Source organism: Sessilibacter sp. MAH1 (assembly GCF_054658315.1).
The window spans coordinates 101,889-118,044 of the sequence record NZ_BAAGIC010000007.1 but is presented as its reverse complement, the minus strand read 5'-3'; the positions used below and the strand labels follow the sequence as shown (position 1 = coordinate 118,044).

The window sequence follows — 16,156 nt, the reverse complement described above, 5'->3', positions numbered from 1 at the left end:
CGTTTGTGGATCAGCGCTGGCACAGTGATCGTGGTTTTATTCTTACGCGTCAATGGCATGATCTTGACGATGGAATCTGTTTAGAACTTTGGCTAGTTACCGATGCCGGTCCTTTGCAATTGTTAATCGAAGGCCAAGAATCGGTTTTTTTTATCGCCCAAGAAGACGTGCCGCGTCTTGCACCTTTATTAGGAATTCAACGTGGCTGGCGAGTAAAGTCTTTACCGCTTACAAGCTTTCAAAACCAACCCGTCGCCGCGGTATATTTTCAAAGCCATAAGCGCTCTCGCGATGCGTTAAATCTTCTACAGCGACATATTAAGGTTTGGGAAGCCGATATTCGCCCGCCTGAACGCTTTTTAATGGAGCGTTTTATTAACTCCGGTGTGGAGTTTTTTTATCAAAATGAGAGTCTGCAAGAATGTCGCTTTGTGCAAGCCGAGGCGTCACAAAACAATAGCACCGTTGCGATTTCTGAAGCGCCGAATTATCGATCGGTAAAAACCAATACCGTAAAACCCGTTCTCTACGAACCAGCTTTTAAAGTTGCGTCTGTGGATATTGAAACAACCATGGATGCAAACACGCTCTATTCCATTGGTGTTTATGCCAGTGATCAGCGCATTGTCTTTATGGTGGGTGATATAGCCGAGGTAAACGCCAAAGAATTGCGTGATCTTAATTTTGAATTAATTCTTTGCGCCGACGAAAAGGCGTGTTTTATCGCATTTTTAGATTGGGTAGAAAGTTACGATCCCGACATTTTAATTGGTTGGAGTTTTATCAACTTCGATTTATGGGTGCTTTCGAATATTTCGAAAAAATTAAATATTCCTTTTAGTTTAGGTCGTAACCGAACGAGACCCACATGGCGAATTGATCCAGAAGATAACGATAAACGCTATATTTCGATTAACGGTCGTATTGCACTCGACGGAATTGAGCTGTTACGCACGGCTTTTTACACCTTTGCCAGTTTTTCTCTAGAATTTGTTGCTCGTGAATTATTGGGTGAAGGAAAATTATTGAAAGGCGCCGGTCGCGGCGAAGAAATTACCGAACTCTTTTATCAAGATAAAATACAACTCGCTTTATACAATTTAAAAGACTGTGAGTTGGTTTGGGATATCTTCGAGAAAACCCAGCTCATAAAATTTGCGGCTACAAAAAGTCGCATGACTGGAATGCCGCTCGACCGAATTGGTGGTTCTGCGGCCAGCTTTGAATACGCCTATTTACCGGTATTGCATCGTCAAGGTTATATTGCGCCGAACTTGGCTGAATTATCTGTGGATTTGCTCAGTCCCGGTGGTTACGTTCTTGATTCTGAGCCAGGACTTTACGAAAACGTACTTTTATTGGATTTTAAAAGTCTGTACCCAAGTATTATTCGAACCTTCAAAATTGATCCCTACGCGTTTTGGGTTGCCGAACACGAACACCTAAGCGAAGACGCGGTTGTTCCCGGATTTAATGGTGCGCGATTTTCTAGAGAGAAATCGTTGTTGCCCGACATAGTCGCGCGATTGTGGCAAGAACGTGATATCGCCAAAAAGAACGGTGACAGCGTGTTATCGTTTGCCATAAAAATTATTATGAATTCTCTCTACGGTGTTTTAGGTTCGCCGGGTTGTCGGTTTTACGATCCTAGAATTTCCAGCTCAATTACATTGCGCGGCCACGAAATTATTACCACCACGCAAGCGTGGATAGAACAACAAGGGTTACGCGTTATCTATGGCGACACCGATTCGGTGTTTGTTTTATTGGGGCCTCAGCAAGATGAAGCCGACATCGGCACAATTGGTAAAGGTTTGGCAAAAAAATTAAATCAATTGTGGTCTGAGAAAATAAAATCAGACTTTAATTTAGAGTCTTATTTAGAAATTCAATTCGAAACTCACTTCACCAAGTTCTTTATGCCAAGCGTTCGCGGTGCCGATGTTGGTAGTAAAAAACGTTATGCAGGTGTTGTAAAAAAAGGCGATACCACTGAGGTGTTGTTTCGCGGCTTAGAATCGGTACGCAGTGATTGGACGCCTTTAGCGAGACATTTTCAAGAAACACTTTACACAAAAATCTTTAACGAAGAGCCTTTTGAAGAGTTTATTAAAGCGTTGGTAAAAGATGTTTACGACGGCAATAAAGATTCCGAACTGATTTATCGAAAACGCCTTAGACGCAAACTTGAAGAATACGATAAATCGAGTCCACCGCATGTGCAGGCGGCCAGAAAACTTGCCAGTCGCGGCGAAGTATTAAAAAAGGGCGATTGGGTTGATTATGTCATTAGCGTCAATGGCCCCGAGCCTTTACATAATTACAATTCAGAAACCGATACGCAGCTGCAAAAAATTACCATCGATTACGATCATTACGTAGAAAAACAACTTCTACCCGTCGCCGACAGTCTTTTGCAATTTTTAGGGAAAAGTTTCTCAGGGATTACCGATCGGCAAATTGGTTTGTTTTAGGGGGCTTTGATTAATTCTTGGATGAGTTAATCAAGGGTGTTTTTAGTCTATTTTGCTGTTTTATTTTCCGTCAGACGTAAATATTTGATATTAAATCTTGAAAAAAGCCGCCTTCACAGCGGCTTTTAAAGGTTATTTCTTCGCGCAGATAAATTTAATAAAAACAATTCCTGGCGATAAAACCAGTCGCCACGACAACTCTTCGGATTTTGTAAACTGTGGGTCTTGCTGGTAAAAGGTTTCCATTAGGCTGTCGAGCCAAACATCAAATAGATATAAAGGAACTTGCTTGCCGCCTTTACCATGAATGTCGGCGAGTTTTTGCAGGTACGGGGTAATGGTTTTTGTGCGCGAAAATTCCACCATTGAATCAAGGGAGTCGTGCAACATGGTTTTTTGTGCACTCATATTGGTTTCGGCAAACAACTCGGCAATAACACAGGATTTCGACATAAAAAGTCGGTAAAACGCGTCGATCAGATTTACGTTGTAGCATCCATTTCCGAGTAAGCGTTGATAACTACGATCGAATAAATCCTCGTAGTTTATGTCTGATAAATTTAGGTCCTTACTCATAAAAAATCTCCTACGAACGGTTGGCCCGAAAGGTTGAATGATGTTAATGCCGCTCACATACAACGGAAGCAGTGGTTAAATCTGAATACTCAATATGGAAACGGTTGATTAACACATCCATGACTTCATCAGTATGCAGAAGTCGAAAATCGGTTTCCGATTTCTTCCCAATTTCAGAGGTTCATGGTTGTTGAAATTGGTGGCGCATCCTTGCGGCTGGAAACTAAAGGTTAATCGGAGTTTCCTTGTAAAAATAATGTGTTTGCTGTCATTTTTATTGATGTGACTGAGTCAGCATCCGAATAAAGTCTTCTGGGTTCAATTTTGGGTTGCGTCGAGATCTCTTACTACTTCACCTTCCAAGGTAACTGGAAAGCGTTTTTTGGATGGCTTTTCCAGCGTTTGCGAGAAGGGCAGTGTGAACAGATTTTGTGCGAGCGATTGTAAGGTGTTTTTTATTTTAAATTCCGCATCTGCCAGTGCGTTTTGCGCCTCAAAATGACGCTCTTGTTCCGACAATGCTTGGGTTTGCAACTGGTGAAATTTAATGAGAAATTCTTCACCAATTTCTACGCCTTCAACTAGGGCGTTTTCGAGCTCGTCGCGTGCCTGAGTCAATAACCCTAATGTCATAAAGTCTGCCACAGCAAACTGAGCTCTCATCATTTGTTTGGTTTGTGCTACGGCTAAATTTTGCATTTGCGCTGCAAAATCAAAAAATGTTGTTGAAGGATGCATGTTTGAACTGACGTGTGCCGAAAAAAACATAACTTTTACCTTCTTGTAGTTGAGGGTCGGGCCTTAGTTTGGCGATTGCACTGGGTTTGAGTGCCAACACCTTTACAGTGCGTTAATAGTAACGACTTTGAACGGATTTATCATCGTCAGAACTACTTAATAAATCACAGATTTCATCGCACTATTTAGGAACCTCTGACTAACTCATCGATAGCTTAATCAGAAGACAGAACTTGACAATACGATTTCCAATTTCTTCACAATTTCAAGCACTTACCGTTCTTGAATTGGCGACACATCCCACTGTCGCAGGAAACGCTGTATTAACCGGAGTTTCCTATACTCTTAAACCTGCCGGTTAATACACGCTCGGGCTAATAAGCACACTAAGACTAAAAGAGTCATTAATAGCGCTAAAATTTAACATTGTTCGATGATCACGGCATAATCCACATCAAAATCATGGCTGTTATATCTGGCCTCCCAAATTCATTAACAAGAACGACTATTCAGGAATATTATGACTTCTGTAATCTCACGAGCTGACGGCCACTGTGAATTGTGTGGCGCTGAACAATCTTTGGGCGTATACGCTATCCCTAACTCTGGTGACAGAGATGTAGAGGAGTGCGGTGTTGCAGTCTGTGAGACCTGCTCTGAGTTACTGGGCAAAGATGATCCAAGCGCAGACATGAATCACTGGCGTTGTTTGCAAACCAGCATGTGGAGCCCGCACGCGCCGGTACAGGTGTTGGTGTGGCGACTGTTGGATCAGCTCTCCGCGGAAGGTTGGGCGCAAGAAGCCTTAGAATCGATGTTTATGGAAGACGATACTCGTCAATGGGCGCAATCTACAGGCAGTGTCGATGCTGACCAACCGCCAACACTGGATAGCAATGGCGCCGAGTTAAAAGCGGGCGATACGGTTGTGATCATTAAAGACTTAGACGTTAAAGGTACTAGCTTTGTTGCTAAACGAGGCACTGCCGTTCGCAATATTTCGTTGACGAACAATCCAGAGCACATTGAAGGTCGAGTTAATGGCACACGCATTGTTCTACTCACTCAATATGTGAAGCGCAGCGGCTGATAATATCTGTGCCGCTGGTATTTAACACTAATATCCACACTCAAGGTTCAATGAAGGGTTGATTATGAAAATTACAAAAATATACGGAAGTCAAATCGCACCGAACCCACGTCGTGTCCAGTTCATGATTCAATACAAAGGGTTGGATATTCCGGTTGAATACATTGATTTGATGAAAGCACAACAGCTTTCGCCGGAATTCTTGGCTGTAAATCCCAGCGGTACCATTCCTGTTGCTATTTTAGATGAAGGTGAGTCTTTTTTTACTGAGACACTGCCTATTTTGCAATTGATCGAAAGCTTGTACCCAGAAAAGCCGCTCTTTGGCGGTGATATTATTGAAAAGACCAAAATTTTAAGTTGGATTAATACCATTTATATGCAAGGTTTTATTCCAATTGCCGAAGTGCTGCGAAATGGTCATCCGGCTTTCGAAGGGCGAGCATTGCCAGGTTTGAAGTCGATTGCGCAAATTCCCGAATTAGTAACTCGTGGCAAGGCGTTATTAGAAACCTTCTCCGAAACCATGGATAGCGCATTAAGTGGTAAAGAATTTTTAGTTAACGATAAACTGTCACAGGCCGATATCGATTTATTTGTGATGTGCGAATTCAGTGATTTGTCGGCTTGTACCATTTACACCGATCAATATCCAAATTTAAAAGCACACGCAGCACGTTTAAAAGAATTATTGAGTTAAGCTAATTTTTATGTCCCGAGTTAATTTAATTTATGCTCGTGCAAAAAACTTTTGCATTGGTAAAGATGGAAAAATGCCTTGGCATTTACCGAAAGAATTTGTTTGGTTTAAAAAACACACCATGGGTTGTCCTGTGATTATGGGTCGCAAAACCTATGAAGATCACAAATCGGTATTGCCTGGGCGTTTAAACATAGTGATTACTCGGGATGAAAATTATCAAGCCGTATCTGGAATTGAGTTGGTCTCTACTTTGGATGAAGCTTTAAAACTCGCTTTTAAACAAAAAGACGAGGTGTTTGTTATTGGCGGTGTGCATTTTTTTACAGAAGCATTCCCAATGGCAACAAGAGTATTCGAAACCGTTGTTGACACCGAAATTAATGGTGACGCTTTTATTCCCGAGTTCGACTTTGGCGATTGGCAAAGTGAATTGCTAGTTGCTTCTAAACCCGATGCGAAAAACGCGTATGGGTTTTCGGTATTTGAGAGAAGAAAAAATACTCTAGAAAACTCTGATTAAGTCGAGGCAGAATTAATCAGAGTTTCCTCTCTTTAAATTCAAAAAAATTATCAACAAACCTATTTATGCGACCGAGTTTGCGCCGTTTATTCTTGCCAGCTCTTTCGATTTTAAATAAGTTTGTTGTATCACCATGGCATCGGTGCTGGCGCGATGGCGTTTCACATTCAGCTTTTTCTGAACCATCTCTTTGGCCTTGTCCCAGTAATGTATTTGCTCGTCCGGCAAAATAGCCTCAATGGGGCTCAGTGAAAAACTCTGTTTAACCTTGGCAAACAAAAATAATTTATCCAACCAGGGTTTATCAACTACCCAGCAGTCGCTAAAGGTACGTTCGTTTCTCAGCAAATGATTAAGCGCTAACGCTGCTTCGCGAACCGGCAATCCGCGGTTTAGAAGTTGTTCTCGCTTTATACCGTGAATTTTTTCAGCCTCGAATGACCAAAATGTCCAAGAATCGTGAGGATGAATTAATTTTGCCTGGCGAAGACCATCCGAGAGTACCACACCAATTTCTATGGGATAGCTTTCTGGACCAAAGCCGGAAGCTTCTATGTCGATAATAATGGGCGGATTGCGAAAGTGTCTCACGAGTTTTCAGATGCGTTGCAATAATAGGCACAATAAACAGGGTTATTTATTGAGGTTAGATGAACTTGTCGTTTTGTGCTTGAAGAAGTAAAAAATATTTCTTATTTGACTGTCTTGTTAGTAAATTCTTAGAGTAAAGCGTTTAAAAGTAAATGAAAGAGATGCATAACCATAATGTTTAAGACTAATTAATTCGTAATTAATTTGGTCTGCAAAACCTGGTTATAAAAAATAGAAATGAGTGTGGAGAATCTCTTGCCAAAGAGCAGGTCGTTATAACCTGCTTTGGCATTAATTTTTTGAAATTATCTGCGTTTGGCTTATTCGTATTTAGCGAATTAATTGATAGCGGTCGTTAAGCGTTGCAATAATTTCTGCCTTCGGATTTTCGGGTTTATAAACCGCAGAGCCAGTAATTTGTTCAGCGATGCTTGTGTAAGTTTGAGAAACTTGCATCATCATTTCTTCGGGTAGGGCGTTATTTTTTGCCAAGGCTTCTCGCTCAAACATGCGGTTTTTATTGAGCAAAATGTCTGGGTCTGGAAAATGATTAAGCAGGGCTTGGCGGAAGTATTCTTTTGAATTTTCTACCACCGTACCTTTTTTGAATTGTTCTGCATCCCACAGACGAGAAGAATCCGGTGTACCTACCTCGTCCATGTAAATCAACTCTTTAACACCGGCGCGATTGGTGATGTAACCAAACTCAAACTTGGTATCCACAAAAATTTGTCCAATGGCCTGGGTTGCCTTGGCGATAACTTCAAAGCCTTGTTTGAGCAATTTTTCGTACAAATCGATATCCGATAGGCTATTAAATCCAAAGGCGCGGTAGTGTCTTTCTATGTCGGCTCTAGAAATATTGACATCGTCGGCCTCCGGCACACCGTCGAGTCCTTTTAAAATTCCTTTGGTTGATGGCGTAATTAGCAGCTCATCAAGGCGCTGATTCTTGTTAAGCCCTTCCGGTAGGTTTTGTCCGCAAAACTCACGTTCGCCGTTTTCGTAGGCTCGCCACATAGAACCGGTAATGTAGCGTCGCGCGATGGCTTCAATTTTTACCGGTTGCGCTTTTTGTACAATCCAGACCAGCGGATGAGGAACATCAAGTATGTGACTTGCTGCTAATTGATTGTGCTTGAACAATCGAAACCAATGATTGGCGATGCTGTTGAGCGCCGCGCCCTTGCCCGGTACACCATTTAGCCCATTTTCTCCGTGCCAAATACAGTCGAACGCCGAGAGTCGATCACTGATAACCATAACAGCGAGCTCCGCTTCTGGTGCTACGGCGTATCCGTGTTGCTTGATGAGTCGCTGACTGTCTTGTTTCGAGAGCCAGTAAACCGATCGAACCTTGCCGCTGTGAACGGATTGTTCGGTTTTTATCGGGAGGTCGTTATTTTGAGCAAGAATTTGCTGGGCATGGCTCATGGTCGGTAAAACCTTTTAAAAAACACCGGGTTTGTGATTGGAAACTGCTAATCTTAGCAGATGCCACACCGTCGGCACCACGGCAGGATAAAACCTGACGAAAAGATCTTCGAAATTGTTTGTCGAGCTTGTGCGCTTGTTATTAGCAAGTTCTTATGAATAGGCGTTATTGTTGCTGTTCAAAAAAATCATTAAAACGCGCTACTCTATCTAATGGGTCGTCTTTGTAGGGTCAATGACGGCAGAGTTTTACAACACTATCTATTTACGCGGTGATCGTGAAATGCTCGGAGGTACTTGGTGAATCGACGGAATTTTTTGTTTGCAGCAGCGGCAGTTGCAGCGGCGAGTCAATTTCGCTGGGTTGAGCGTTTGAGCACCGATAAAACTCAAGCCTCTGATCTAGCGGTGCAAGGTGTTAACAAAGGTTTGTCAGAAGCGAGTTACAGTGAGCACTTAAACTGGGTTTTCGATGATCCAGAGACTCCGGTTCCTTTTAGGTCGCTTAATCGTGTTAGCGCATCGGATCCTTCAAAAGCTGTACAGGTGCCGTTTGCGGGAGAGCCTAACTTAACCAAGCAGCTTGGCACCCAACCAGCGGCACAGCTATCGTCCAATCTTGATTCGCACCGGGCTAGCCAATCTCTATTGAGCAGCAGGGTAGATGAACTGATAGAAGATGGAATCAATCATCAGTCCGATCACAGTCGGGCTCTCGATGAAACTCCAAAAGCCACAGAAGTCGCTAAGTCTATTGTCGAAAAAGTTAAAAACTTCTCGATAAATTACGCCGATGACGTATTTCTTAGTCAATCCGACCAAGTGCTTCTGGATTCGACCTTAAATCGCCTCGCACGATTGCAAAACGTCACTGGTTTCGGAAATTTTAATATCCTTGGTTTTGACGAAGCGCTGAAATTTGCCAAAAGCTTTTCGGATGTGGGTGAATTTACCGCCCAAGAGTTGGCTTTTATCGAACAAATTTTTACCACCGATGCTCGAAACTACGGTTTCTTTGGTGAAAAAGTCAGTAGCCAGTTAACCGATGTTATTTCTAAAGACTCGGTGATCAAGGTTCCGGGCAGTGGCCATTATTTGTTTAAAGAGCAATCGTTGCATCATTACGACCAGTTGGTTCGTGATGTGGGTGAAGACATTGTTTTAACCTCGGGAATTCGCGCCAACGTAAAACAGCTGCATTTGTTTTTAGCCAAGGCGCGAAGTGTCAATTACAACCTGTCGCGAGCCTCTCGTTCGTTGGCGCCTCCGGGTCATTCATTTCACGGTATTGGCGATTACGATGTGGGTAAGACGGGTATGGGCGCGGCGAATTTTACCGATGCCTTTGCCGATTCCGATGTATTTAAACGCATGGCAGATCTGGGTTACATTCAAATTCGCTACATGCAAGAAAACACCTTAGGTGTGCGCTTTGAACCCTGGCATATCAAGGTCGTGTAGCTTTACGCTCAAAACCGTAATTTGATTTTCTCGCCTCGCATCATGGCTTAAAGCCGTTTCTATTGGTGGGCGTTTTACTCACGCCCGACTTCTTTTGTTGTCTTCGCTGTTTCACTCTTCTTAATGGTTTTAGATGCTGAGGTATCTAATTGTTACTTCGTTATGATTTCATATAGCGATATATTTTAATTCAAGAAGATTGACGATGATTATATTGTGTATATACTAAAAATATACGTGAAAAAGGTAGAGTCACTGTGTGACTAAAACAGCGAGGAGTAACTCAATGAAAAGAATTACAAACGGGTTTAACGCTGCTCTCGTTCTATTGTTTGTTTTTGGTTTTAGCGCTAAAACAATGGCCGAAAGCGATTTAGTATTTAATCACGACGACGTTGAAGTAGTATCGTTGGTACAACCCAGTTATCCAGCCTTAGCGGTTCGCTCGGGTGTTGAAGGTGAGGTGACCCTAAGTTACGACTTAAATCACCACGGTCAAGCGGTGAATGTTCGCGTGGTAAAAGCCACACCAAAACGAGTGTTTACGCAAGCAGCCGTAAAAGCTCTGAAAGAGTCGCGATTTGCGGCCCTGAATGATTCTGGCGAAAGTATTGAGGTGAAAGGTTTGATTCGTAAGTATTCTTTTGAATTGGAAAAAGATCAAATCGCTTCCCGATGATTACAGGCGGCAACGCCGAACCTACATAAATAAAAAGAGCCGGTTGGCTCTTTTTGCGTTTTGTCTTAAAGCTTTTTGACTTAAAACATTCTGTCTTAAAACCCTTTGAGCCAATTAATTACTCAGTTTCAGGGGTGTTTTCTTCTTCTTTAGAGACTTCATTTTCACTGCTGTGCTTAGCCAAAAAGTCGCGAATGAAATGACGTATTTCTCGTGCGGCGCTGGTATCTAAATGTTCACAAAGGTTAATGAACTGCTCGCGCTCTTCATCGTTGATGCGAATAATCAGCTGGCTGTTTTTCTTTTTAATTTTGTGCTTTTTAGTATCTTTACTCATAACGCATCACATTGCTCAAAACAATTTGTCGCGGCAATAGTACCGCAATCGTGACTAAAAATGTATATCGCTTGATTATATAAATTAATTTTCAGAATTGATCGTTCATAAAAAACCCCGCAGAGCGGGGTTTTAAGAGTTTAGATGCTTTTTATCTTTTCGCGTTGTTCAACCAGCTTTTTCACTGACGCTTCGTAGTCGGCGAGCTTGGCTTTTTCTTTGGCAACAACGTCTTCAGGTGCGTTGGCAACAAACTTCTCATTGCTTAGCTTGCCGCTGATACGGCTGACTTCTTTTTCGAGCTTCTCGATTTCTTTACCTAAGCGCGCAAGCTCGGCGTCTAAATCGATCAGTCCAGCCATAGGCACAAAGATATCCATGTCGGCAGCTAAGCCCGTGGCAGAGAGCGGCGCTTGTTCTGAGTCATCGAGCCAGGTTACCGATTCGAGATTCGCCAGCTTAGTTAAGAAGGTTTTGTTTCTTTCTAAGCGGGTTTTATCTTCGGCTTTGGCGCTGTGGAAATACACCGGTAAATTTTTCGCCGGAGAAATATTCATTTCGCCGCGAATATTACGAATGGTGGTAATTACGGTTTTTAACCATTCGATATTTTCTATCGCGTCTTGGTCAACTTTGGATTCGTTCGCAATTGGATAGGGCGCGTACATGATGGTATCGCCGCTTACGCCAGCCAAGCCTTTTACTTTTTGCCAAATTTCTTCGGTAATAAACGGCATAAACGGGTGTGCCAAGCGCAGTACGGTTTCAAGCACACGAACCAAGGTGCGACGTGTGCCGCGCTTTTGCGCGTCGCTGTAGTCATCACTGTTAAGTGCTGGTTTACAAAGCTCTAGATACCAACTGCAGTACTCTTGCCAGATAAAGCTGTACAACGCTTGGGTCGCAAGGTCGAAACGGTAGGTTTTAATGCCTTCGCTAACGGCCGCTTCGGTTTTTTGCAGCAGCGAGATAATCCAGCGATCGGCCAGTGATAATTCGTAATCGCTGGAGCCGTCTTGACCGCAGTCTTGATCTGCACAGTTCATTAAAACAAAGTTTGAAGCGTTCCAAATTTTGTTACAGAAGTTTCTAAAGCCTTCGATACGACCCACATCGAAATTAATGTCGCGGCCGGTTGATGCCAGCGAATAATAGGTGAAGCGCAGCGCATCGGTACCGTAGCTGGCAATACCTTCTGGGAATTCTTTATTGGTCTGCTTGGTAATTTTGTCTTTTAGCTGCGGCTGCATCATGCCAGCGGTGCGTTTTTCCAACAGTGCGTCAAGACCTACGCCGTCGATAAGATCGATAGGGTCGAGCACGTTACCTTTGGATTTCGACATCTTTTGGCCTTGGCTGTCGCGCACCAAGCCGTGTACGTACACGGTTTTAAAGGGCACTTCTTTACGGAAGTGCAGGGTCAGCATAATCATGCGCGCAACCCAGAAGAAGATAATGTCGAAACCGGTCACCAATACCGAAGACGGGTGAAAGGTTTTCAAAAATTCGGTTTCTTCTGGCCAGCCGAGAGTGCCAAAGGTCCACAAGCCAGACGAGAACCAAGTGTCGAGCACGTCTTCGTCTTGGGTTAAGACAACACTGGCATCGAGGTTTTCACGTGCACGAATTTCGTCTTCGCTGCGACCCACGTAAATATTGCCTTCAGCATCGTACCAAGCGGGAATTCTGTGGCCCCACCACAATTGGCGAGAAATACACCAGTCTTGAATGTCGCGCATCCACGAGAAGTACATGTTTTCGTACTGCTTAGGCACAAACTCAATGTCACCTTGCTCAACGGCTTTAATGGCTTCGTCGGCCAAAGGTTGAGTTTTTACGTACCACTGATTGGTTAAGTAAGGCTCGATCACAACACCCGAGCGATCGCCGCGCGGTACTTTTAATTTGTGATCTTCAATCTTTTCAAGGAGGCCTGCGGCTTCAAAGTCGGCAACGACTTGCTTACGCGCTTCAAAACGATCCAAACCACGATATTTTTCCGGCGCTTGATCGTTAATATTCGCGTCGTCGTCGAGAATGTTGATCATGGGTAGGTTGTGGCGTAAACCCATTTCGTAGTCGTTAAAATCGTGGGCAGGCGTGATTTTTACGCAGCCAGTTCCGAAGTCTTGATCCACATAATCGTCGGCGATAATTGGAATTTCACGACCAACCAATGGCAAGGTAATGGTTTTGCCAATAAGATTTTGATAGCGCTCATCGTTAGGATTAACCGCAACCGCAGTATCGCCGAGCATGGTTTCTGGACGAGTCGTCGCGACGGTTAGGTGTTGTAAAACGATGCCGTTCTCGTCAGTAACTGGGTAGCGTAAATGCCACAGGTAACCGTTTTCTTCTTCGCTTAATACTTCAAGATCAGAAACTGCGGTTTTGAGTTTGGGGTCCCAATTCACCAAACGTTTGCCGCGATAAATCAAACCGTCTTCGTAGAGTTTGATAAACACTTCTTGAACGGCTTTGTAAAAACCGTCGTCCATGGTGAAGCGTTCACGGCTCCAATCCGGCGAAGCGCCTAGGCGGCGTAATTGGCGTGTGATTTGGCCGCCGGAATGTTCTTTCCATTCCCAGACTTTTTCGACGAATTTTTCACGGCCTAGATCGTGGCGACTTTTACCTTCAGCGGCCAATAGGCGTTCAACCACCATTTGCGTGGCGATACCAGCGTGGTCGGTACCGACCTGCCAAAGCACTTTTTTACCGAGCATACGTTGATGACGAATCAAGGCATCCATAATGGATTCTTGAAATCCGTGACCCATGTGTAAGTAGCCGGTGACGTTTGGCGGCGGAATCATGATGCTATAGGCTTCACCGTCGCCTTGTGGAGCGAAGTAACCGGATTTTTCCCAGTTTTCATACAGCGCGGTTTCAATTTCTGCCGGCTGGTAAGTTTTGGCAAGGCCAGTGGTTGGCTCTGAAGGTTTGTCAGACATAGTTTTTAAATTCGGAAATAATCGTGTTCACGGCGAAAGTTGCGGCTTTACCTTAACTCTGTGCGTGAATCCTATGATGAATGTGAAAAAAGCGCCGAGTATAACAAGTGGTGAATTATGCGCCTAGGCGGTTGCATCACTCAATGTACGCCAAAACCGGATTACTGCGATTAATTTTAGATGAGGTATTCCAACCAGCGCGACCGAATGGATTGGTTAAATTTTTATGGGTGTAAACAACGCTCTATTTTGTGACGACACGATTTTAACGGGATGAAGCGGCGATACGCGGGAGTATCGCCAATCTCAAAATCATTGTGCAGACAAGTCAGGCATTAATTTTGTGAGATTTTATCGGGTAACCGCGTTCCCGATAAAACGCGAAACTTTTGCGCGTGTTTTGCAATACGGTTTCGTCCTGACAAACCACTTCTACCAAACGCTGAAAGCGACTGAAGTGATTTTCTAACACGCCACTGGTTAGATTGATCAACACATCGTGACAATGTGGATGCGGCTCAAGATGCGTGACAATAATGGGCTCCGACGGCTGTGGATTCGTCTCGCCCAAAGCATGGGCGAGAAAAGATTCCGGTTTATCGGTCCAAAGTTGTTCGCTCAGAGACTTTGCGTCTTGTTCATCTTCCGTTGCAATCACCAATTGATGGCGAGCGTGAAAGATTTTTTCCGCAAGACGCGTTACAAACTGTAAGCGCGCCTGAGGTTCGCTACTTTGCAAAATGTAGAAATCAACGTGCGTCATCGAATGAATAGCCCGATTCAATCCAGTATTAAGCTTTGCTCAGTAGGTATTCGGCCAACAGTGGAACTGGACGACCGGTTGCACCTTTTGCGGCACCGGACACATGCGCCACACCGGCGATATCCAAGTGTGCCCAAGTGTAGCCTTTAGTGAAGCGCGATAAGAAGCACGCTGCGGTTACGCTACCGCCAGCTGGGCCGCCAATGTTGGCGATATCGGCGAAGTTGCTGTCGAGTTGTTGTTGGTATTCATCAAACAACGGCATGTGCCACGCTTTATCACCAACGCTCATGCTTAATTGATGCAACTCAGCGGCGAAGTCATCGTTGTTGCTGTAAAGACCGCAGGCGTGATTACCCAATGCAACGATACAAGCACCGGTTAGGGTTGCGATATCGATAACGGTTTCTGGCTTGAAGCGCTCAACGTAGGTTAGGGCGTCACACAATACCAAGCGGCCTTCGGCGTCGGTATTCAATACTTCGATGGTTTGGCCAGACATAGAAGTCACGATGTCACCAGGCTTTGTAGCTTTGCCGTTTGGCATGTTTTCAGAAGCGGCAACCACGCCAACCACGTTGATATTCGGTTGTAATTCAAGCAAGGTTTTCATGGTGCCAAATACGCTGGCCGCGCCACACATGTCGAACTTCATTTCGTCCATGTTCAAACCGGGTTTTAGGCTGATGCCGCCGGTGTCGAAGGTGATACCTTTACCCACAAGCACGTAAGGCTTTTTGGTTTTCGCCGCGCCTTTGTATTCCATCACAATTAAATGTGCTTCTTGATCACTGCCCGCTGACACTGACAACAAAGAGCCCATGCCCAAAGCTTGCATTTCTTTTTCTTTTAAAATTTTAGTGGTCATTTTTGGCTGGTTGCGCGCCAATTCACGAGCTTGATTGGCTAAATAGGCTGGCGTACAAATGTTGCCCGGAAGGTTGCCAAGTTCGCGGGTGTAATTCATGCCGGTAGCGATACCTTGGCCGCGAGTCATACCCGATTTAATGGCCGCAACACTTTCTTTGTCGGCACCTAATACCACGGTTTTTAGTACAACCGGTTTGGCTTTTTCGGATTTGGTGAAGTCGTATTTGTAAGTTGCTAAGGTTAACGATTGCGCGAATTGGCAAGATTTCCAGTCGTTATCGGCGGTGCTTAGTTCGATGTCATCAATCGCGAAAGCTACAGATTTGGCAGGTGTATCAACGGTTGCCTTGGCAAGGCTGGTCATGGCTTTGCGGAATTTGTCGTTATTAAAGTCGGCTTTTTTGCCTAGGCCTACCAGTAATAATCGTGATGCAGCAATACCCGGTACAGATGGCAATACCAAGGTTTTACCAAGGCCAGCTTTAAAGTCACCGTCTTTAATCAGTTTGCTAATGAGTTTTTCACAGGCGGCGTCGATCGCGTTCGCGGCTCCAGACAATGAAGTCTCGTCGAACAGAGCAAGAATTAGACAGTCGGTCTTGAGTGTGGTTGGGTCAAATGCTTTCGCCTGAAAATTCATAGAGTTTTTCCGTGATTGAAATTGTGGAACATGCGTCGTTAAAAGACGTTCAACGTAATAAGTAAAGTAGCCTTCGATTGGTCTAAATTTAAACCCAGCAAAGGTGTGTATCATTCTTGTGTTGTTAGGGAAATGTTCGCGACATAAATTCCGGATAAATTCGCTATCCTATCGAACTTCTACCAAACAGTGTCATCTGTCGGTAGTATAACGATTTATGCGCTAGTCGATGCAAAGACTTCATCTATTAGACGGAAATAATCCTAAAAATCCGTAATCTAATGCGTGGGCATTACGATGAAAGGTGTTGATCTTACGGCTGATGG

At 44.0% G+C, this 16,156-nt stretch carries 14 protein-coding genes; 6 read left to right on the top strand and 8 right to left on the bottom strand.

Features of this window, described 5'->3' with window-relative positions; all coding sequences use genetic code 11:
• Positions 1-5: 5 nt before the first annotated feature.
• Positions 6-2,474, top strand: a complete 2,469-nt coding sequence (locus ACYQ28_RS09135) for a DNA polymerase II (RefSeq protein WP_460049555.1) — start codon at positions 6-8, stop codon at positions 2,472-2,474.
• A gap of 132 nt (positions 2,475-2,606) precedes the next feature.
• Here ACYQ28_RS09135 and ACYQ28_RS09130 read toward each other — a convergent pair whose 3' ends face one another.
• Complete coding sequence (locus tag ACYQ28_RS09130) at positions 2,607-3,050, bottom strand: globin (RefSeq protein ID WP_460049556.1); 444 nt, start codon at positions 3,048-3,050, stop codon at positions 2,607-2,609.
• 318 nt (positions 3,051-3,368) lie between these two features.
• On the bottom strand, positions 3,369-3,818 hold the full coding sequence (locus ACYQ28_RS09125) for a hypothetical protein (protein ID WP_460049557.1): 450 nt from the start codon (positions 3,816-3,818) through the stop codon (positions 3,369-3,371).
• Between the two features lie 490 nt (positions 3,819-4,308).
• Between ACYQ28_RS09125 and ACYQ28_RS09120 the strand changes: the two genes are divergently transcribed.
• From ACYQ28_RS09120 to ACYQ28_RS09110, 3 genes are all read left to right on the top strand, one after another.
• Positions 4,309-4,878 (top strand): PhnA domain-containing protein, encoded by a 570-nt coding sequence (locus ACYQ28_RS09120; RefSeq protein ID WP_460049558.1) that lies wholly within the window; start codon positions 4,309-4,311, stop codon positions 4,876-4,878.
• 64 nt (positions 4,879-4,942) lie between these two features.
• Positions 4,943-5,578, top strand: coding sequence for a glutathione S-transferase family protein (locus ACYQ28_RS09115; RefSeq protein ID WP_460049559.1), 636 nt, complete (start codon positions 4,943-4,945; stop codon positions 5,576-5,578).
• Between the two features lie 10 nt (positions 5,579-5,588).
• Positions 5,589-6,101, top strand: coding sequence for a dihydrofolate reductase (locus ACYQ28_RS09110; RefSeq protein ID WP_460049560.1), 513 nt, complete (start codon positions 5,589-5,591; stop codon positions 6,099-6,101).
• Positions 6,102-6,164: 63 nt separating this feature from the next.
• Here ACYQ28_RS09110 and ACYQ28_RS09105 read toward each other — a convergent pair whose 3' ends face one another.
• Both ACYQ28_RS09105 and ACYQ28_RS09100 read right to left on the bottom strand, forming a co-directional pair.
• Entirely contained in the window at positions 6,165-6,692 is a 528-nt protein-coding gene (locus tag ACYQ28_RS09105) for a 3'-5' exonuclease family protein (protein ID WP_460049561.1), read from the bottom strand.
• A gap of 330 nt (positions 6,693-7,022) precedes the next feature.
• Positions 7,023-8,126 (bottom strand): phosphoribosylaminoimidazolesuccinocarboxamide synthase, encoded by a 1,104-nt coding sequence (locus ACYQ28_RS09100; RefSeq protein WP_460049562.1) that lies wholly within the window; start codon positions 8,124-8,126, stop codon positions 7,023-7,025.
• Positions 8,127-8,426: 300 nt separating this feature from the next.
• Here ACYQ28_RS09100 and ACYQ28_RS09095 point away from each other — a divergent pair, with 300 nt between their 5' ends.
• Positions 8,427-9,587 carry a M15 family metallopeptidase gene (locus ACYQ28_RS09095; RefSeq protein ID WP_460049563.1) on the top strand — a complete coding sequence of 387 codons (1,161 nt, stop codon included), beginning with the start codon at positions 8,427-8,429 and terminating at the stop codon, positions 9,585-9,587.
• Positions 9,588-9,873: 286 nt separating this feature from the next.
• Positions 9,874-10,266, top strand: coding sequence for an energy transducer TonB (locus ACYQ28_RS09090; RefSeq protein WP_460049564.1), 393 nt, complete (start codon positions 9,874-9,876; stop codon positions 10,264-10,266).
• A gap of 118 nt (positions 10,267-10,384) precedes the next feature.
• Here ACYQ28_RS09090 and ACYQ28_RS09085 read toward each other — a convergent pair whose 3' ends face one another.
• The 4 genes from ACYQ28_RS09085 to ACYQ28_RS09070 form a co-directional block, all read right to left on the bottom strand.
• Positions 10,385-10,603: a hypothetical protein gene (locus tag ACYQ28_RS09085; RefSeq protein ID WP_460049565.1), complete on the bottom strand. Its 219-nt coding sequence runs from the start codon at positions 10,601-10,603 to the stop codon at positions 10,385-10,387.
• Between the two features lie 140 nt (positions 10,604-10,743).
• Positions 10,744-13,557: a valine--tRNA ligase gene (locus ACYQ28_RS09080; RefSeq protein WP_460049566.1), complete on the bottom strand. Its 2,814-nt coding sequence runs from the start codon at positions 13,555-13,557 to the stop codon at positions 10,744-10,746.
• Positions 13,558-13,885: 328 nt separating this feature from the next.
• Positions 13,886-14,320 carry a DNA polymerase III subunit chi gene (locus tag ACYQ28_RS09075; protein ID WP_460049567.1) on the bottom strand — a complete coding sequence of 145 codons (435 nt, stop codon included), beginning with the start codon at positions 14,318-14,320 and terminating at the stop codon, positions 13,886-13,888.
• A gap of 28 nt (positions 14,321-14,348) precedes the next feature.
• A complete protein-coding gene (locus ACYQ28_RS09070) occupies positions 14,349-15,830 on the bottom strand; it encodes a leucyl aminopeptidase (protein ID WP_460049568.1) in 1,482 nt (493 codons plus the stop codon).
• Positions 15,831-16,156: the final 326 nt, after the last annotated feature.

Excerpts from the sequence above, each read along its gene's own strand:
- ACYQ28_RS09080 (WP_460049566.1), bottom strand. The coding sequence starts at position 13,557 with ATGTCTGACAAACCTTCAGAGCCAACCACTGGCCTTGCCAAAACTTAC.
- ACYQ28_RS09090 (WP_460049564.1), top strand. The coding sequence starts at position 9,874 with ATGAAAAGAATTACAAACGGGTTTAACGCTGCTCTCGTTCTATTGTTT.
- ACYQ28_RS09110 (WP_460049560.1), top strand. The coding sequence starts at position 5,589 with ATGTCCCGAGTTAATTTAATTTATGCTCGTGCAAAAAACTTTTGCATT.
- ACYQ28_RS09075 (WP_460049567.1), bottom strand. The coding sequence starts at position 14,320 with ATGACGCACGTTGATTTCTACATTTTGCAAAGTAGCGAACCTCAGGCG.
- ACYQ28_RS09100 (WP_460049562.1), bottom strand. The coding sequence starts at position 8,126 with ATGAGCCATGCCCAGCAAATTCTTGCTCAAAATAACGACCTCCCGATA.
- ACYQ28_RS09070 (WP_460049568.1), bottom strand. The coding sequence starts at position 15,830 with ATGAATTTTCAGGCGAAAGCATTTGACCCAACCACACTCAAGACCGAC.
- ACYQ28_RS09115 (WP_460049559.1), top strand. The coding sequence starts at position 4,943 with ATGAAAATTACAAAAATATACGGAAGTCAAATCGCACCGAACCCACGT.
- ACYQ28_RS09085 (WP_460049565.1), bottom strand. The coding sequence starts at position 10,603 with ATGAGTAAAGATACTAAAAAGCACAAAATTAAAAAGAAAAACAGCCAG.
- ACYQ28_RS09130 (WP_460049556.1), bottom strand. The coding sequence starts at position 3,050 with ATGAGTAAGGACCTAAATTTATCAGACATAAACTACGAGGATTTATTC.
- ACYQ28_RS09125 (WP_460049557.1), bottom strand. The coding sequence starts at position 3,818 with ATGTTTTTTTCGGCACACGTCAGTTCAAACATGCATCCTTCAACAACA.
- ACYQ28_RS09120 (WP_460049558.1), top strand. The coding sequence starts at position 4,309 with ATGACTTCTGTAATCTCACGAGCTGACGGCCACTGTGAATTGTGTGGC.